The organism is Streptomyces albidoflavus (assembly GCF_000719955.1).
GTDB lineage: Bacteria > Actinomycetota > Actinomycetes > Streptomycetales > Streptomycetaceae > Streptomyces > Streptomyces albidoflavus.
Genome location: NZ_JOII01000001.1, coordinates 164832 through 179177, shown reverse-complemented (window position 1 = coordinate 179177; position 14346 = coordinate 164832). Strand labels below are relative to the sequence as shown.

Annotated in this window: 14 protein-coding genes and 1 pseudogene; 9 read left to right on the top strand and 6 right to left on the bottom strand. The window is 74.1% G+C overall.

The annotated features are described in order from the left end of the window. Positions 1–2 precede the first annotated feature (2 nt). Entirely contained in the window at positions 3–881 is an 879-nt protein-coding gene (locus tag IF45_RS0100880; protein WP_030304860.1) for a hypothetical protein, read from the bottom strand. Between the two features lie 311 nt (positions 882–1192). On the opposite strand from IF45_RS0100880, the gene purN reads away from it, so the two are divergent. Next, on the top strand, positions 1193–1849 hold the full coding sequence (purN, locus tag IF45_RS0100875) for a phosphoribosylglycinamide formyltransferase (RefSeq protein WP_008410614.1): 657 nt from the start codon (positions 1193–1195) through the stop codon (positions 1847–1849). After that, complete coding sequence (gene purH / locus IF45_RS0100870; protein ID WP_003948500.1) at positions 1846–3408, top strand: bifunctional phosphoribosylaminoimidazolecarboxamide formyltransferase/IMP cyclohydrolase; 1563 nt, start codon at positions 1846–1848, stop codon at positions 3406–3408. The genes purN and purH overlap by 4 nt, the downstream gene beginning before the upstream one ends. A 76-nt stretch (positions 3409–3484) precedes the next feature. On the opposite strand, the gene IF45_RS0100865 is transcribed toward purH, so the two are convergent. After that, positions 3485–4132 (bottom strand): hypothetical protein, encoded by a 648-nt coding sequence (locus IF45_RS0100865; protein ID WP_008410620.1) that lies wholly within the window; start codon positions 4130–4132, stop codon positions 3485–3487. A 305-nt stretch (positions 4133–4437) separates the two neighbouring features. Between IF45_RS0100865 and IF45_RS0100860 the strand changes: the two genes are divergently transcribed. Next, a complete protein-coding gene (locus IF45_RS0100860; protein ID WP_003948498.1) occupies positions 4438–5301 on the top strand; it encodes a bifunctional methylenetetrahydrofolate dehydrogenase/methenyltetrahydrofolate cyclohydrolase in 864 nt (287 codons plus the stop codon). Between the two features lie 22 nt (positions 5302–5323). Next, complete coding sequence (locus tag IF45_RS0100855; protein ID WP_030304858.1) at positions 5324–5857, top strand: DUF3017 domain-containing protein; 534 nt, start codon at positions 5324–5326, stop codon at positions 5855–5857. A 215-nt stretch (positions 5858–6072) separates the two neighbouring features. On the opposite strand, the gene IF45_RS0100850 is transcribed toward IF45_RS0100855, so the two are convergent. After that, positions 6073–7113, bottom strand: a complete 1041-nt coding sequence (locus tag IF45_RS0100850) for a hypothetical protein (RefSeq protein ID WP_242534339.1) — start codon at positions 7111–7113, stop codon at positions 6073–6075. Positions 7114–7176: 63 nt separating this feature from the next. Further along, positions 7177–7753: pseudogene (locus IF45_RS31170) on the bottom strand (LuxR C-terminal-related transcriptional regulator). 195 nt (positions 7754–7948) lie between these two features. Between IF45_RS31170 and IF45_RS0100840 the strand changes: the two are divergent. The 4 genes from IF45_RS0100840 (at position 7949) to IF45_RS0100825 (ending at position 12519) form a co-directional block, all read left to right on the top strand. Further along, complete coding sequence (locus IF45_RS0100840; protein WP_030304855.1) at positions 7949–8761, top strand: helix-turn-helix domain-containing protein; 813 nt, start codon at positions 7949–7951, stop codon at positions 8759–8761. Next, positions 8758–9624, top strand: coding sequence for a helix-turn-helix domain-containing protein (locus IF45_RS0100835; protein ID WP_030304854.1), 867 nt, complete (start codon positions 8758–8760; stop codon positions 9622–9624). Before IF45_RS0100840 ends, IF45_RS0100835 begins: the two co-directional genes overlap by 4 nt. A 500-nt stretch (positions 9625–10124) precedes the next feature. Then, on the top strand, positions 10125–11186 hold the full coding sequence (locus tag IF45_RS0100830) for a helix-turn-helix domain-containing protein (RefSeq protein WP_030304853.1): 1062 nt from the start codon (positions 10125–10127) through the stop codon (positions 11184–11186). A 343-nt stretch (positions 11187–11529) separates the two neighbouring features. Next, positions 11530–12519 (top strand): malate dehydrogenase, encoded by a 990-nt coding sequence (locus tag IF45_RS0100825; protein ID WP_003948493.1) that lies wholly within the window; start codon positions 11530–11532, stop codon positions 12517–12519. 147 nt (positions 12520–12666) lie between these two features. On the opposite strand, the gene IF45_RS0100820 is transcribed toward IF45_RS0100825, so the two are convergent. Then, a complete protein-coding gene (locus IF45_RS0100820) occupies positions 12667–13455 on the bottom strand; it encodes a hypothetical protein (RefSeq protein ID WP_030304852.1) in 789 nt (262 codons plus the stop codon). Between the two features lie 72 nt (positions 13456–13527). Then, a complete protein-coding gene (locus tag IF45_RS0100815; RefSeq protein WP_003948491.1) occupies positions 13528–13791 on the bottom strand; it encodes a hypothetical protein in 264 nt (87 codons plus the stop codon). A gap of 86 nt (positions 13792–13877) precedes the next feature. On the opposite strand from IF45_RS0100815, the gene IF45_RS0100810 reads away from it, so the two are divergent. Beyond that, positions 13878–14198 carry a hypothetical protein gene (locus tag IF45_RS0100810; RefSeq protein ID WP_003948490.1) on the top strand — a complete coding sequence of 107 codons (321 nt, stop codon included), beginning with the start codon at positions 13878–13880 and terminating at the stop codon, positions 14196–14198. Positions 14199–14346: the final 148 nt, after the last annotated feature.

The following is a 14346-nucleotide window of genomic DNA, read 5'->3' as shown; positions in this document are numbered from 1 at the left end:
GCTCAGCCGTTGTTCTCGGTGTTGACGCCCAGCAGCGGGCGCAGGTCCTTCGGGAGGTGCTTCTCGCAGGTGTCGCGGGTGGCGTTGGTCAGCGCGTCGTCCATGCAGGAGTAGTAGTCGCTGTAGACGATCCGGGCGCCGAACATCGCGGCCACCAGGGCGAGCCCCAGCCCCGCCGTGACCAGGCCGCTGACGGCGGCCGTGGTCTGCTGGCGGGTCCCCGACTCGGTGGGCGCCGGGGCGCTCTCGCCCGGCCCGCGCTTCTCGCGGGCCTCGCCGTCGGCTCCCTCGGCGGACTTGCCGCGCATCTTCAGCGAGGTCACGCCCCAGTACACCGAGAGGGCGCCGAGCAGCAGGGCGACCGAGGGCCAGTTGAAGAGAGCGAAGAAGAACGACCACATGCCCGACAGCAGGGCGTACCGGGCGCGGCGCTGGCCCGGGTCGCGCGGGTCCCAGCGGGGGCCGGGCGGGCGCCCCTCGCCGCTGCCGTCGCGCGAACCGGAACCGAAGGGGTTGGGCGAGCGGCCGGGCTGGCGGTCGCTCCAGCGGCCACCCCCGCCGCCCTGCCCGGAGCCGTCGTCGGAGCCTCCGGCGGGCGTCCGGGGCTTCCACGGCTGGTCGGGCCGGCCCTCGGGCGGCGCCGCGAAGGGGTTGTCCGACTGGCCGGAACCGGAGTCGGACCCGGAACCGGAATCCGAGCCGGAACGGCCTTCCGGCTCGGAGGAGGACTTCCGTTCCGTCTCCGAGCTCTCCCTGACCGCCACCACGCCCCACGCATCCGGGGCCGTCGCGGCGGCGCCCGGCAGGGCGAGGCCCCCGAAGCCGGGGGCAGCGGTGGGCAGGGGGAGGCGGAGGCTCACGGCGGAGCGTCGGTCCGGCATCAGGTGCGTGTCTTCCCTCGGTGGTGAATCCGGTGGTCCGGTGCGGGTGGTGTGCTGCCGGGACGGGCCCGAGGGCCCCTGGGGACCCCTCCCAGACGCTACCGCCCCCTCGGGCCCCCGTCCCGTGGGGGCCGGTGAGTGTGCCGGTATCGTTGCTGACGGTCGGGAGCTTCGTAGAGTTCCCCGTATCGCGGAGAGCGCGACCTTTGTACGACCGCACAAAGGTGTCCGGGCGGACAAGGCAGCGCCTCCCGCACCGCTCGTACGCGCCGTGCCCGCACGGCCGGCGTCACCGTAGAAAGGCCCCCGCCGTGGCCTCGCCGCTTCCCAGCGCCGCGTCTTCACGCCCGAAGCGCCTCGTCGTCCTCGTCTCCGGCTCCGGGACCAACCTTCAGGCCCTCCTCGACGCCATCGCCGCCCAGGGCGCCGGGGCGTACGGGGCCGAGGTGGTCGCCGTCGGCGCCGACCGGGGCGCGATCGCCGGACTGGACCGCGCCGAGCGCGCCGGAATCCCCTCGTTCGTGTGCCGGGTCAAGGACCACCCCGACCGGGCCGCCTGGGACCGGGCGCTGACCGAGGCGGTCGCCGCGTACGAGCCGGACCTCGTCGTCTCGGCCGGGTTCATGAAGATCCTGGGCAAGGAGTTCCTCGCCCGCTTCGGCGGCCGGGTGGTCAACACCCACCCCGCGCTGCTCCCCAGTTTTCCCGGGGCCCACGGCGTACGCGACGCGCTCGCGTACGGCGTCAAGGTCACCGGCTGCACCGTTCATCTCGTCGACGACGGAGTCGACACCGGCCCGATCATCGCCCAGGGCGTGGTCGAGGTCGTCGAGGACGACTCGGCGGAGGGCGAAGCCGCCCTCCACGAACGCATCAAGGACGTCGAGCGCACGCTGCTCGTCGAGGTCGTGGGGCGTCTGGCCCGCAACGGCCACCGCATTGAGGGACGAAAGGTTCTGATTCCGTGACCGCCGAAGGTACGAAGCGGCCCATCCGCCGCGCCCTGGTCAGCGTCTACGACAAGACGGGCCTGGAGGAGCTGGCCCGCGGGCTGCACGAGGCGGGCGTCGAGCTGGTCTCCACCGGCTCCACCGCCGGGCGGATCGCCGCCGCCGGTGTCCCCGTCACCAAGGTCGAGGAGCTGACCGGCTTCCCCGAGTGCCTGGACGGCCGGGTCAAGACGCTCCACCCCCGCGTCCACGCCGGCATCCTCGCCGACCTGCGCCTGGACAGCCACCGCGAGCAGCTCGCCGAGCTGGGCGTCGAGCCGTTCCAGCTGGTGATCGTCAACCTCTACCCGTTCCGGGAGACCGTCGCCTCCGGCGCCACCCCCGACGAGTGCGTCGAGCAGATCGACATCGGTGGCCCCTCGATGGTCCGCGCCGCCGCCAAGAACCACCCGTCCGTGGCGGTCGTCACCGACCCCGGCCAGTACGGCGCCGTCCTGGAAGCCGCCCGCGACGGCGGCTTCGAACTGGCCGCCCGCAAGCGGCTCGCCGCCAAGGCGTTCCAGCACACCGCCGCGTACGACGTGGCGGTCGCCTCCTGGTTCGCCGACGACTACGCGGCGGCCGACGACAGCGGCTTCCCCGACTTCCTCGGCTCCGCGCTGACCCGCTCCACCGTGCTGCGCTACGGCGAGAACCCGCACCAGCCCGCCGCGCTCTACACCCTCGGCGAGGGCGGCCTCGCCGAGGCCGAGCAGCTCCACGGCAAGGAGATGTCCTACAACAACTACACGGACACCGACGCCGCCCGCCGCGCCGCCTACGACCACGCGGACCCGTGCGTCGCGATCATCAAGCACGCCAACCCGTGCGGCATCGCCGTCGCCGGTGACGTCGCCGAGGCCCACCGCAAGGCGCACGCCTGCGACCCGCTCTCCGCCTTCGGCGGCGTCATCGCCGTCAACCGGCCCGTCACGCGGGAGATGGCCGAGCAGGTCGCGGAGATCTTCACCGAGGTCATCGTCGCCCCGGACTACGAGGACGGCGCCCTGGAGGCGCTGACCCGGAAGAAGAACATCCGGGTGCTGCGCTGCCCCGAGCCGCCCGCCGCCACCGTCGAGACCAAGCAGATCGACGGCGGCGCCCTCCTCCAGGAGGCCGACCGCCTCCAGGCCGGCGGCGACTCCCCGGCCAACTGGACGCTCGCCACCGGCGACGCGCTCGGCGAGGGCGAACTGGCCGAGCTGGCCTTCGCCTGGCGGGCCTGCCGCGCCGTCAAGTCCAACGCGATCCTGCTCGCCAAGGACGGTGCCTCGGTCGGCGTCGGCATGGGCCAGGTCAACCGCGTCGACTCCGCCAAGCTCGCCGTCGAGCGGGCCGGGGAGGAGCGCGCCCGGGGTGCCTTCGCCGCCTCCGACGCCTTCTTCCCCTTCCCCGACGGGCTGGAGATCCTGCTGGAGGCCGGCGTCCGCGCCGTCGTCCAGCCCGGCGGCTCGGTCCGCGACGAACTGGTCGTCGAGGCCGCCAAGAAGGCCGGCGTCACCATGTACTTCACGGGGACCCGCCACTTCTTCCACTGACCGCAACGCGAGACGGCCGAGGGCCGCGCCCCCGAGCGGGGGCGCGGCCCTCGGCCGTCTCAGCTGCTCGCGCGGGTCAGTAACGCGGGCGGTTGAACCAGACGGAAGCCTGGCTGTTGACCATCGCGGCGAGGATGATGCCGTAGATCGCCAGCGCGACGATGCCGCCGAAGGTGGCCGAGCCGCCCTCGCCCGCGAAGAGGTTGCTCAGCGAACCGAGCAGCATCAGCGAGGCGTAGACGATCGTCGTGATGCGTATGCCGGAGCCGCCGGTGGAGAACTTCACGCCGAGCACGATGGCGAGGACGGCCAGCGCCAGCAGGAGGAAGACCAGCACGTAGCCGAGGCCGACGAGGCCGTTGGCGGCGTCCGTGTCCATGCCGTTGGCGACGTCCTTGGCCGCGCCGATGGCGACACCGAAAAGGAGACCGACCAGGATCTGGAGGCCGGCCACGATGAAGAGCAGCACGCGGGCCGTCTTCATCAGGCCCGGCATCTCGGGCTTCATCGGGTTCATGCCCGGGCCACCCGGGTACCCCGGCTGACCGCCCTGCTGCGGGTAGCCGTAACCGGGCTGGCCCGGCTGGCCGCCCTGCTGCGGGTAGCCGTAGGCCGGCTGGCCCTGGGGGGCGCCGTAGCCGCCGGGCTGGCCCTGGGGCGAGCCGTAGCCGCCGGGCTGGCCCTGCGGGGGACCGTAGGGGTTGTTGGGGTCGCCGAAACTCATGGCGGGATTCCTCCGTTGAAGCGCGGGGACGCGCGGCCCGCGCAGGAGGTTGCGATGAAAGACGTAAGCGGCGCTTCCCCCCGGCACTGCCCGCGGCACTGTCTGCACATCATCGTTCTCAATACACCGGGGTCTTGTCCAGTCACCAGCCGTGGACGTTGTGCAAGTGCAACCTCCGTGATCATTCGGGCAGAGCGGACCGGATGGCCGAAAACGGCGGCCCGGGAAAGGCGTCGTCCCGGCCCCCGCGTCCGTACTCCGGCCCGGATTGGCGGCGGAGGGCGCGCATCCGCGAGGATGGGGGTATGAGCGCCCAGATTCTCGATGGCAAGGCCACCGCGGCCGCGATCAAGTCCGAGCTGGCCCAGCGTGTGGCCGCTCTCCGAGCCCAGGGCGTGCTGCCCGGCCTCGGTACCGTCCTGGTCGGCGAGGACCCGGGCAGCCAGAAGTACGTCGCGGGCAAGCACCGCGACTGCGCCCAGGTCGGCATCGCCTCCATCCAGCGCGAACTGCCCGCCACCGCCACCCAGGAGGAGATCGAGGCGGTCGTCCGGGAGCTCAACGAGGACCCGGCCTGCACCGGTTACATCGTGCAGCTGCCCCTGCCCAAGGGCATCGACGAGAACCGCATCCTCGAACTCATGGACCCGGCCAAGGACGCCGACGGCCTCCACCCGACCAACCTCGGCCGCCTCGTACTCAACGAGCCCGCGCCGCTGCCCTGCACGCCGTTCGGCATCGTCACGCTGCTGCGTCACTTCGGCGTCGAGATCAACGGCGCCGAGGTGGTCGTCGTCGGCCGCGGCGTCACCATCGGCCGCCCGATGCCGCTGCTGCTCACCCGCCGCTCCGAGAACGCCACGGTCACCCAGTGCCACACCGGCACCCGCGACCTCGCCGCCCACCTGCGCCGCGCCGACATCATCGTGGCCGCCGCCGGGGTGCCGCACCTGGTCAAGCCCGAGGACGTGAAGCCGGGCGCGGCCGTCCTCGACGTCGGCGTCAGCCGCGACGAGAACGGCAAGATCGTCGGCGACGTCCACCCCGGCGTCGCCGAGGTGGCCGGCTGGATCTCCCCCAACCCGGGCGGAGTCGGCCCGATGACCCGCGCCCAGCTCCTCGTCAACGTCGTCGAGGCGGCCGAGCGCCAGGCCGCCTCCGCCGCCTGATCCCCCGAAGAGGCCGCCACCGATGAGCACCGACGCCCCCGACGACCGGCCCACTGCCGAGCAGACCCCCATGGCCCCGGAGCCGCGCCCCGAGCCCGCCGGCGGGGCCACACGCGCCGGGGCCGGGGTGCGCACCGGCGTGGCCAAGCTGGGGTGGACCCGGCGGGAGCCCGGGTCGCGGCGCTTCCCGCGGATCACCCGCTCCATCGCCCGGCCCGAGGGCGGGGGGCGGGCCGCCGCCGGGGACGCGCCCGCGCCCGCCCGGCAGTGGCCGATGCTGCTGGTGCTCTCGCTGGTGGGGCTGGGGTTGATCCTCACCGCCTTCGACGTCACCCGGGTCGGCACCCTGCTCATCGGGGTGGCGCTGCTCGTCGGGGCGGGGTTGCGGTGGTGGTTGCCCTCCGTGGGGATGCTCGCTGTTCGCTCGCGGTTCACGGATCTGGTGACGTACTCCGTGCTCGGTGTGGTGATCGTGGTGCTCGCGCTGATGCAGCAGCCCGACCCGCTGCTTGAGTTGCCGTTCCTGGACCGGACGTTGCACTTCACGGTGGACTAGCCTCGCGGCGCGGTTGCGGGGGGTGGCCTCAAGCGCCGGCCGGGCTTGGTTTGGCCTCAAGCGCCGGCCGGGCTGTCGTTTGGCTGAGGTGATGCCTCGGCCGACGGTCACTGATGGCCTCAATCGCCGGCCGGGCTTTCCAATGCGGCCTCATGCGCCGGCCGGGCTTGGTTTTGGCCGGGCTCTGGGAGGCGGTTCGGGGGGGCGTCGTCAGGTCATGCCGTTGCCCAGGCGAAGAGGAAGAGGGTGGCGCCGAAGAGGCCGGGGAGGATGAGGCGGGAGGGGCGGCCTATGCCGAAGATGGCGCCGAAGGCGGTGAAGACGAGGGTGAGCATGCCGGCGAGGCCCGCGAGCATGCGCAGTGCCTCGCGGACGGGGAGGTCCTGGGCGATCTGGGTGCCGGTGGCGATGAAGGCGATGACGGCTGCCAGCAGGCCGAGGCTTGCCAGGGTCTCCGAGCGGAGCCGGGTGAGTTCCTTCTGCTCGTGGGCGCGGGTCTCCTCCGCGACCCGCCGCACGCGCTCCTCCATGGAGCGTTCCAGGCGTTCGGCGGTCTCCCGCAGGGTCGTGCGGTTCTGCTCGGTCTCCCGGCGCAGCACGATGTCGGCCCGTATGCGGTGGAACTCGACGATGCGTACGGCGTAGCCGGCGCGTGAGGAGTCCTCCAGGTCCAGGGCGCGCTGGATGGAGGCGAGCGCGGTGTCGAAGTCGTTCAGCAGGGCGGCGAGCTGGGCGCGGACCGCCCGGTAGCGGGGCTGGTCGGGGCTGATCTCCACGGCCCGCTCCACCTGGGTCAGGGCCTCGCGCACCTCGTCCTCGGAGGTCTCGGCGCCGCTCCAGCCGTACTCGGCGAGGACGCGGGCGTGGTGGGCGACCAGGGCGAGGTTGTCCGGGTAGGCGGTCACGGCCGTGACGGCGTGGCGCAGGGCGGCCGGCAAGTTCGGGCCCATCGGGTCGAGGAGAGCGAGGTCGGATTCGAGGACGGCGCGCATCGGTACGGCGCTGAAGCGTCCGGCGTGGCGGAGGTACAGGGTGCGGAACCGGCCGCCGTCCAGGGCCCGGCGGTGGCGGGCCAGCAGGATGTAGAAGGCGTTGAAGGCCCGTAACGGATCGGCGGTGTCGCGGATCAGTTCCTCCAGCGCCGCCACGTCGGCCTCGGCCAGTGAGGTGCAGATGGCCATCGCGGCGCCGTGGTGCTCGGCCGACTCCAGTGGCGGCAGGGCCTCCAGGGCAGCCGTCGTATCCCCCGATTGCATGGCGTCACAGTAGTGGCGGGGGTCGGCGCGGTCGAGAGGGCGATCGTCCGCCGGAGCCTCGTCTCAGCCCGGCGAGACGAAGCCCGACTCGTACGCGGCGATGACCGCCTGGGTGCGGTCGCGGGCGCCGAGTTTGGACAGGACGGCGCTGACGTGGGACTTGACGGTCTCGGTGCCGACGGTCAGATGGGTGGCGATCTCCGCGTTGGCCGCGGGCCATCATGCGGAGGACTTGGCCCTCGCGGTCGGTGAGGGCGGCCCGGCGCAGAGTCTCCCGGGCCTCGGCGGAGCCGGGTTCCTGGGCGTGGGCCGCCGCCAACTCCCTTACGGAGGAGGGGAAGAGGAGCGAGTCCCCGGCGGCGACGGCGCGCAGGGCGTGCACGATCTCGGCCGGGCGGGCGCGCTCGAGGAGGAAGCCGTCGGCGCCCGCGCGCAGCGCCCCGTACACGTACGCGTCGTTCTCGAAGGTGGTGACGACCACGATCTTCGGCGGGTCGGGGACGGTGCGCAGGACGGCGCGGGTGGCCTCGATGCCGTCCATGAGGGGCATGCGGACGTCCATCGCCACCACGTCGGGGTGGAGCCATCCGCACCCGGTGTCCCAGGCCCCGCGGCGCGCGGCCCAAGTCGTGAGCCGCATGCGCGCTGTTCGCGCCGTGCGGGCCACCGCACGCGCCCGGCACACTCCGGCGCAACCCCGGGCAGAGGTCTCCGGATCGGGTGATTCCGGGCCGTATCGCGCATGGACGGGCCGGTCGGTCCGCCATGCTTCGGCCTGAGGGCGACCGCCGGTGACGGGTGGTGGCGGGCGGAGCGGGTGACAGGGGCGGCACACATGGCACGTTGGGCGGAACTGCCCGCCGGTCTCGACCGGCGTGAGCGGCAGCTCGTCGTACAGCTGCGGCGGCTGAAGGACCACAGCGGGCTCAGCCTTTCGGCGCTCGGCACGCGCACCGGGTACAGCAGGTCGTCGTGGGAGCGGTACCTCAGCGGGCGGGCGCCCGTGCCGCGCGCCGCCGTGATCGGGCTGGCGGAGGTCTGCGGGGTCGACCCGACCCGGCTGCTGGCCCTGCACGAGGTGGCCACCGAGCACCGGGCCGCCGACGGGCACAGCACGGGGACCGCCCAGCCGCTCGCGGACACCGGCCCGGCCTCGCGCTCCTGGGCCGGGGAGCACCCGGAACCGCCCGGCCCGCCGGCGGGCCGGCGGCGTACGGCGGTCGCTGCCGCGCTCCTGGTGGGGGCGGTGGCGCTGGGGTTCGCGGTGGGGCTGACCACCGGTCTGGTCGCCGGTTCGGGGACGCGGGCCGCCGCCGGGCCGGGCCGCGCCGACGGCCCCGACCTGGTGCGGCCGGACGGGGAGCGCTGGCGGCGCGGGGCCGAGCACACCTGCCGTGTCCACCGCGCCGAGGGCCTGTTGCACGCGGGCCACAGCCACGAACGGACCGCGTACCTCGACATCAACAGCTCCGGCTGGCACGTGGTCGAGGCCCAGTGCCTGCTGCGCCACCACGGGGTCGACCCGGGCGCCGTGGACGGGCTGTACGGGCCGGTGGTCCAGGAGGCGGTCCGGCGTTTCCAGGCCGCCCGGCGCATCCCGGTCGACGGGGTCGTGGGCCCCGACACCTGGGGGGAGCTGCGCCGATGACCGACGACGCGACACCCCCGGAGTGCCGCCGCCTCCTCGGCGAACTCCGTTGCCTGCGCGAGCGGTCCGGGCACAGCCTGGCCGCTCTGGCCGCCGTGACCCCGTACAGCAAGTCGTCGTGGGGCCGGTACCTCTCCGGCGCCCAGCCCGTGCCCCGGGCCGCCGTGGTGGCGCTCTGCCAGGTGGCGGGGGAGCGGCCCGCGCGGCTGCTGGCGCTGTGGGAGCTGGCCGACGCCGAGTGGAGCGGGCGCGGGTCGTACACCGCCCAGGGGCGGACGGGGACGCCCGGGGTGCCCGCCGCGCCTGCGGAGACCGGCATCACGGCGGAGCCCGTCGCCCGGCCGTCCCGGCGGCGGCGGAGCTGGTGGCTGCTGGTGGCGGGTGCGGTGCTGGCGGTCGTCGCCGGGGCGGGCGCCGGGGTGAAGGCGCTGGCCGAACGCGCCCCGCTGGCCGCCGCGTCCGAGCCGGACGCCGGCCCGTGGCGGCAGGACGGCCCCCTCGTGCACGGCTGCACCGGCCCCGGGTGCGACGGGCTGGCCCCCGGCGCCCTGGGGTGCGACCGGGCCGACGCCGTGGTCACCCTCGCCGAGCACCGCACCGAGGAGGGCCGGCGCGTCCAGGTGCGGTACGGGCGGGACTGCCGGGCGCTGTGGGCGCGGGCCAGCGGGCTGCGGGCCGGGGACCGGTTCGCGCTGCGGCTGCCCGGGGCGCCCGCGCGGACGGCGGGGCCGGTGGGCGAGGAGGAGGCCGCCGGGTACCTGGCGACGCTGATGACCGGGGTCTCCGGGCCGGGTGCCGCGGCCGGGGCGACGGCCTGCCTGCTGCCGGTGCACGGCCCCGAGGAGTGCGCCCCCGTGCGCTGATCCGCGCGGAGGGCGAGCTTTTGCCGGGCGGCGGAAGAGAGGGCGCCCGTCCTCTCCCCCGTCGGAGGGCGGGCGCCCCGGTACAGATTGAGCGAGGCGCCATGGGCACCTCAAGGTCGTGAGGGGCCCTGTCGCACGGAAGTGACGGTTCCGGCACGGTGTTCCCGTCCCGCAACGAACGGCGTCCCGGGGTGACGCATTCCGGTGGGAGACTGTGTGCGTCCCGTGAAGGCCATCCCCCTTCACCGGGGCGTGCGTTGTGCGCGGCGGATGCCTCCGTGCACCCGTGCGCCCCGTGTCCGGGAACTGGCATCCTTGCCGCACGCATCCTCGGGGTAGGTCGGAACTCGGCCGCACGACCGGCGGCCGGAGCTTCCGGAGGGACTCGGTCCGCCAGGCGGCCCGGGGAAATAGGGTGGGGAGCGGTAGCACCGGGGGCGACCGCACACCGCACGGGGAAGCAGCAGCAAGGCAGGTACGGGGGGAATGGGGGGCACGTCATGGCTCGATGGAAACCACTGCCGGAGGAACTCGATCCGCAGGTCCGCGAGTTCGCGGGGCAGCTGCGCCGGCTGGTCGACCGCAGCGGGCTGAGCATCGCCGCGGTCTCGGACCGCACCGGCTACAGCAAGACGTCCTGGGAACGGTATCTGAACGGGCGGCTGCTCGCGCCCAAGCGGGCGATCATCGCCCTCGCCGAGGCGACCGGCACCAACCCGGTCCACCTCACCACCATGTGGGAGCTGGCCGAGCGCGCCTGGAGCCGCTCCGAGATGCGTCACGACATGACCATGGAGGCCATCCGCATCACCCAGGCGCGGGCGGCCCTCGGCGACTTCACCCCGCCGCAGGGCATCGACCTCGGACACCGGGCCCCCAAGGCCGGGGCGCGCGCCAAGGTCAACGGCGCGGACGGCCCCGGCGGGCGCGGCGGCGCCCCGGCGGGCGTCCGCGAGGCCCCGCCGATACCCTCCGTACCCCGCCAGCCCGGCCCGCCCGGCGCCGCGGTCCCGCCCGGACCCTTGCCCGGCGGCGACGCCTCCGGCGGCAGCGGCAAGGGCGGCAAGGGCAGGCGTCTGCCGCTGATCCTCGGCGGTGCCGTCGCCGCCCTCGCCCTCGTCGCGGGCGGCTTCTTCCTCCTCGCCCCCGGCGACGAGCCCGCCCCGCAGCCCACCGCCAAGCCCACCAAGACGGCCAAGAAGCTGCCGGCGGGCGTGAAGTGCGCGGGCGCCGACTGCACCGGCGAGGACCCGGAGGCGATGGGGTGCGCGGGCGAACAGGCCGTCACCAGCGCCACCGCCACCGTCGGCCCCACCGTGGTGGAGATCCGCTACAGCAAGACCTGCGAGGCCGCCTGGGCCCGCATCACCCAGGCCGCGGCCGGCGACGAGATCGCCATCGACGTCGGCACCGAGGCGCAGGAGAGCGCCAAGGTCGCCACCACCTTCGACGCGTACACCGCGATGCTCGCCGTCGAGAACCCGGCCGACGCCAAGGCGTGCGCCACCCTGGCCGCCGGCACGACGGGGTGCACGACTCCGTCAACGACACCGACGCCGTGACGGCGTCGGGCGGGGCGGGCGCGCCCCGGTGGCCACGGAGCCCCGGCGGGTGACCCCGCCCACTCCCGACGGAACGTCACCGGCCGTACGTCCGTGCCCCGGGCCCGGGGCACGGACGGGGCGGCCCCGGGCGGGGAGGCGGCACGTGAGGCCCGCCACAGCACCCGCACCTGGCGTGACCCCGGGAGCGCGATAGCCTGACCACCGGAACTCTCTTGATACCAAGAGATCGATCATCCAGCGCCGCGCGACCCGGGTGCCGGATGACCGGCTCCGGGCCCGGCCCGGTGGGTCCACCGCACCTGGGGTACGCCCCACCGCCCGCTGTCTAACGGAGATCGCCATGACCCGCACTCCCGTGAATGTCACCGTCACCGGCGCGGCCGGCCAGATCGGCTACGCGCTGCTGTTCCGCATCGCCTCCGGCCACCTGCTCGGCGCGGACGTGCCGGTCCGGCTCCGCCTCCTGGAGATCCCGCAGGGCCTCAAGGCCGCCGAGGGCACCGCCATGGAGCTCGACGACTGCGCCTTCCCGCTGCTCCAGGGCATCGAGATCACCGACGACCCGAACGTCGGCTTCGACGGCGCCAACGTCGCGCTGCTGGTCGGCGCCCGCCCCCGCACCAAGGGCATGGAGCGCGGTGACCTGCTGGAGGCCAACGGCGGCATCTTCAAGCCCCAGGGCAAGGCGATCAACGACCACGCCGCGGACGACATCAAGGTCCTGGTCGTCGGCAACCCGGCCAACACCAACGCCCTGATCGCCCAGGCCGCCGCCCCGGACGTACCGGCCGAGCGCTTCACCGCGATGACCCGCCTGGACCACAACCGCGCCCTGTCGCAGCTGGCCAAGAAGACCGGCGCGCAGGTCTCGGACATCAAGAAGCTGACGATCTGGGGCAACCACTCCGCCACCCAGTACCCGGACATCTTCCACGCGGAGATCGCGGGCAAGAACGCCGCCGAGGTCATCGCCGACGAGCAGTGGCTGGCCGACGACTTCATCCCGACCGTCGCCAAGCGCGGCGCGGCCATCATCGAGGCGCGCGGCGCCTCCTCGGCCGCCTCCGCCGCCAACGCCGCCATCGACCACGTCCACACCTGGGTCAACGGCACCGCCGAGGGCAACTGGACCTCCATGGGCATCCCGTCGGACGGCTCGTACGGCGTCCCCGAGGGCCTCATCTCCTCGTTCCCGGTGACCACCAAGAACGGCACCTACGAGATCGTCCAGGGCCTGGACATCAACGAGTTCTCCCGCGCCCGCATCGACGCCTCGGTGCAGGAGCTGGCCGAGGAGCGCGACGCCGTCCGCGCCCTGGGCCTCATCTGAGTCACCCCCGGCCCCCGGGCCGCCCCCGTCTCCCGTGACCGCGCGAGCGCACCGACCACGCGGCCACGGTGACCCAGAAGCAGCCTCCGACCCCCGCGACCCGGGCGGCCGGAGGCTGCTTCGCGTCGTACGCCCCCCGTGCCTCCCTCAGAGCGGCCCGAGGCGGTCACGCAGGGTGCTCAGGTCCACCGTGTCCTCCTCGGCCGGCGGCTCGGCGCGCACCGTGGCGCCGTAGCCGGTCACGGTGACCGTGTCCTCCTTGACGTCGGAGGTGCGGGTCGCCTGGACCAGGCGGGGCGGGCCCTCGGTGGCCACGTAGAGGGTGACGCGCTCGCCGTCCCCCTGGCGCAGCAGCGGGATCACCGGGGTGAAGACGGCCGTGGTGGCGGCGCCCTTGGTCATCCGGGTGCCCTTGTCCGGGGTGGCCTCGCCGGTCAGGTCCTCCTTGAGGGAGTCCAGGTCGCACGCCTCGGTGACCGCCGCGAGGACCCCGTCCCGGGTGGAGCCGTGCACATAGCGGCCGTGCAGGGTGTCGGCGGCGGCCGTGCCCTGACCGCCGGGGAGCTGGGCCTCCCAGAAGTCCCGGTCGGGCTTCACCCACACCTCGTCGCCCCGCTTGACCAGCTCGACGCTGCCGCGGCCGCGGGTCAGCGTCACGTTCCCCGCGCACCGGCCCCGCTCGTCCATGGCGAGGTCGGCGGTGGCCGGGTCCTCCAGGGCGCCGGTGCCGCCGTCGAACTGGTCCTGGTCGAGGGTGACGCGCAGCGAGGCGGCACCGCGTAGCTCGGTACGGGCGCGCTCGGCGATCTCCTCGGCGCTCAGCCGGCTCAGGTCGTCCTCGGCGGCGGACGCCGCTCCGGGCGCCGCCAGCGCCGCGGTCGCCGCGAGCAGGGTGGACGCCGCCGCTGCGGCTGCCGCGCGGATGGGATGGGGCATGGCTTCACCTCCGCCGATCTGCGGCTCCTCCCAGCGTACGAGCGGGGGAGCGGACCCGCAGATCGGCGGCGCTCAGCCCTCCTGGCGGGCGGCCGAGGCGGCTTCGTGACCCCGGAGCCGCTTCCGCAGCGCGTACAGATTGAAGATCCACACGGCGACCAGCAGCGCCGAGAACAGGATCTGGAGAGGGGGGTCTCCCTCGACCACCCGCAGCACGACGAGGCCCACGCTCAGGGCCAGCATCGACCAGTAGAGCCACCACGCCCGCCGCAGCCACCGCTCCTGCCGGGGCGACAGCTCTTCCGTACGCTCCAGGTCCCACCAGTTCCTCAGCATGCCCGGCGTGTGCCCCCGATGGCGGCCCAGTCTCAGATCTTGCTCAACTGGTGTGTAGCTCCAGCGCGTTCAGGTAGGGAACCGTCATGTGGGGAACACCGAAGAACCAGACCCGGCTGCGCTTCGTCCAGGACTCCGACGAGGTCCTCGCCGCCTTGGAGCGCACCCTCGCCGACGCGCCTGAGAGCGAACGCCCCGGCCTGCGACGCGCCCTCGCCGTGGCCCGCGCCGCCCGCCTCGACGAGGACACCCTGCGAACCCGCTGGCTCGACGCCCGCCTCGCCTCCGTCGCCTTCACCGGAGACCGCGACTCCGTAGCCGCAGTCCGAGCCCTCCGCAAGGCCGAACCCACCCTCTCCCTCACCGAAGCGGTATCCCTCCTCCGCCCCCCGAAGCCGGACGCCTAGGCGGGTCGGCCGCCTTCCCCCCGGGCCTCGGCCGCCTTCCACCCCGGCCCCGGCTACCTTCCGCCCAGGCTGGCCGCCTTCCACCCCGGCCCCGGTCACCGTCTATCCCGGCCGGCCACCTTCCAGCCCGGCCGGCGTCTGAGGCCAC

Bases quoted from the DNA above. Each gene is read 5' to 3' on its own strand.
- IF45_RS0100880 (WP_030304860.1), bottom strand. From the start codon at position 881: ATGCCGGACCGACGCTCCGCCGTGAGCCTCCGCCTCCCCCTGCCCACC.
- IF45_RS0100865 (WP_008410620.1), bottom strand. From the start codon at position 4,132: ATGAGTTTCGGCGACCCCAACAACCCCTACGGTCCCCCGCAGGGCCAG.
- IF45_RS0100860 (WP_003948498.1), top strand. From the start codon at position 4,438: ATGAGCGCCCAGATTCTCGATGGCAAGGCCACCGCGGCCGCGATCAAG.
- IF45_RS0100855 (WP_030304858.1), top strand. From the start codon at position 5,324: ATGAGCACCGACGCCCCCGACGACCGGCCCACTGCCGAGCAGACCCCC.
- IF45_RS0100850 (WP_242534339.1), bottom strand. From the start codon at position 7,113: ATGCAATCGGGGGATACGACGGCTGCCCTGGAGGCCCTGCCGCCACTG.
- IF45_RS0100840 (WP_030304855.1), top strand. From the start codon at position 7,949: ATGGCACGTTGGGCGGAACTGCCCGCCGGTCTCGACCGGCGTGAGCGG.
- IF45_RS0100835 (WP_030304854.1), top strand. From the start codon at position 8,758: ATGACCGACGACGCGACACCCCCGGAGTGCCGCCGCCTCCTCGGCGAA.
- IF45_RS0100830 (WP_030304853.1), top strand. From the start codon at position 10,125: ATGGCTCGATGGAAACCACTGCCGGAGGAACTCGATCCGCAGGTCCGC.
- IF45_RS0100825 (WP_003948493.1), top strand. From the start codon at position 11,530: ATGACCCGCACTCCCGTGAATGTCACCGTCACCGGCGCGGCCGGCCAG.
- IF45_RS0100820 (WP_030304852.1), bottom strand. From the start codon at position 13,455: ATGCCCCATCCCATCCGCGCGGCAGCCGCAGCGGCGGCGTCCACCCTG.
- IF45_RS0100815 (WP_003948491.1), bottom strand. From the start codon at position 13,791: ATGCTGAGGAACTGGTGGGACCTGGAGCGTACGGAAGAGCTGTCGCCC.
- IF45_RS0100810 (WP_003948490.1), top strand. From the start codon at position 13,878: ATGTGGGGAACACCGAAGAACCAGACCCGGCTGCGCTTCGTCCAGGAC.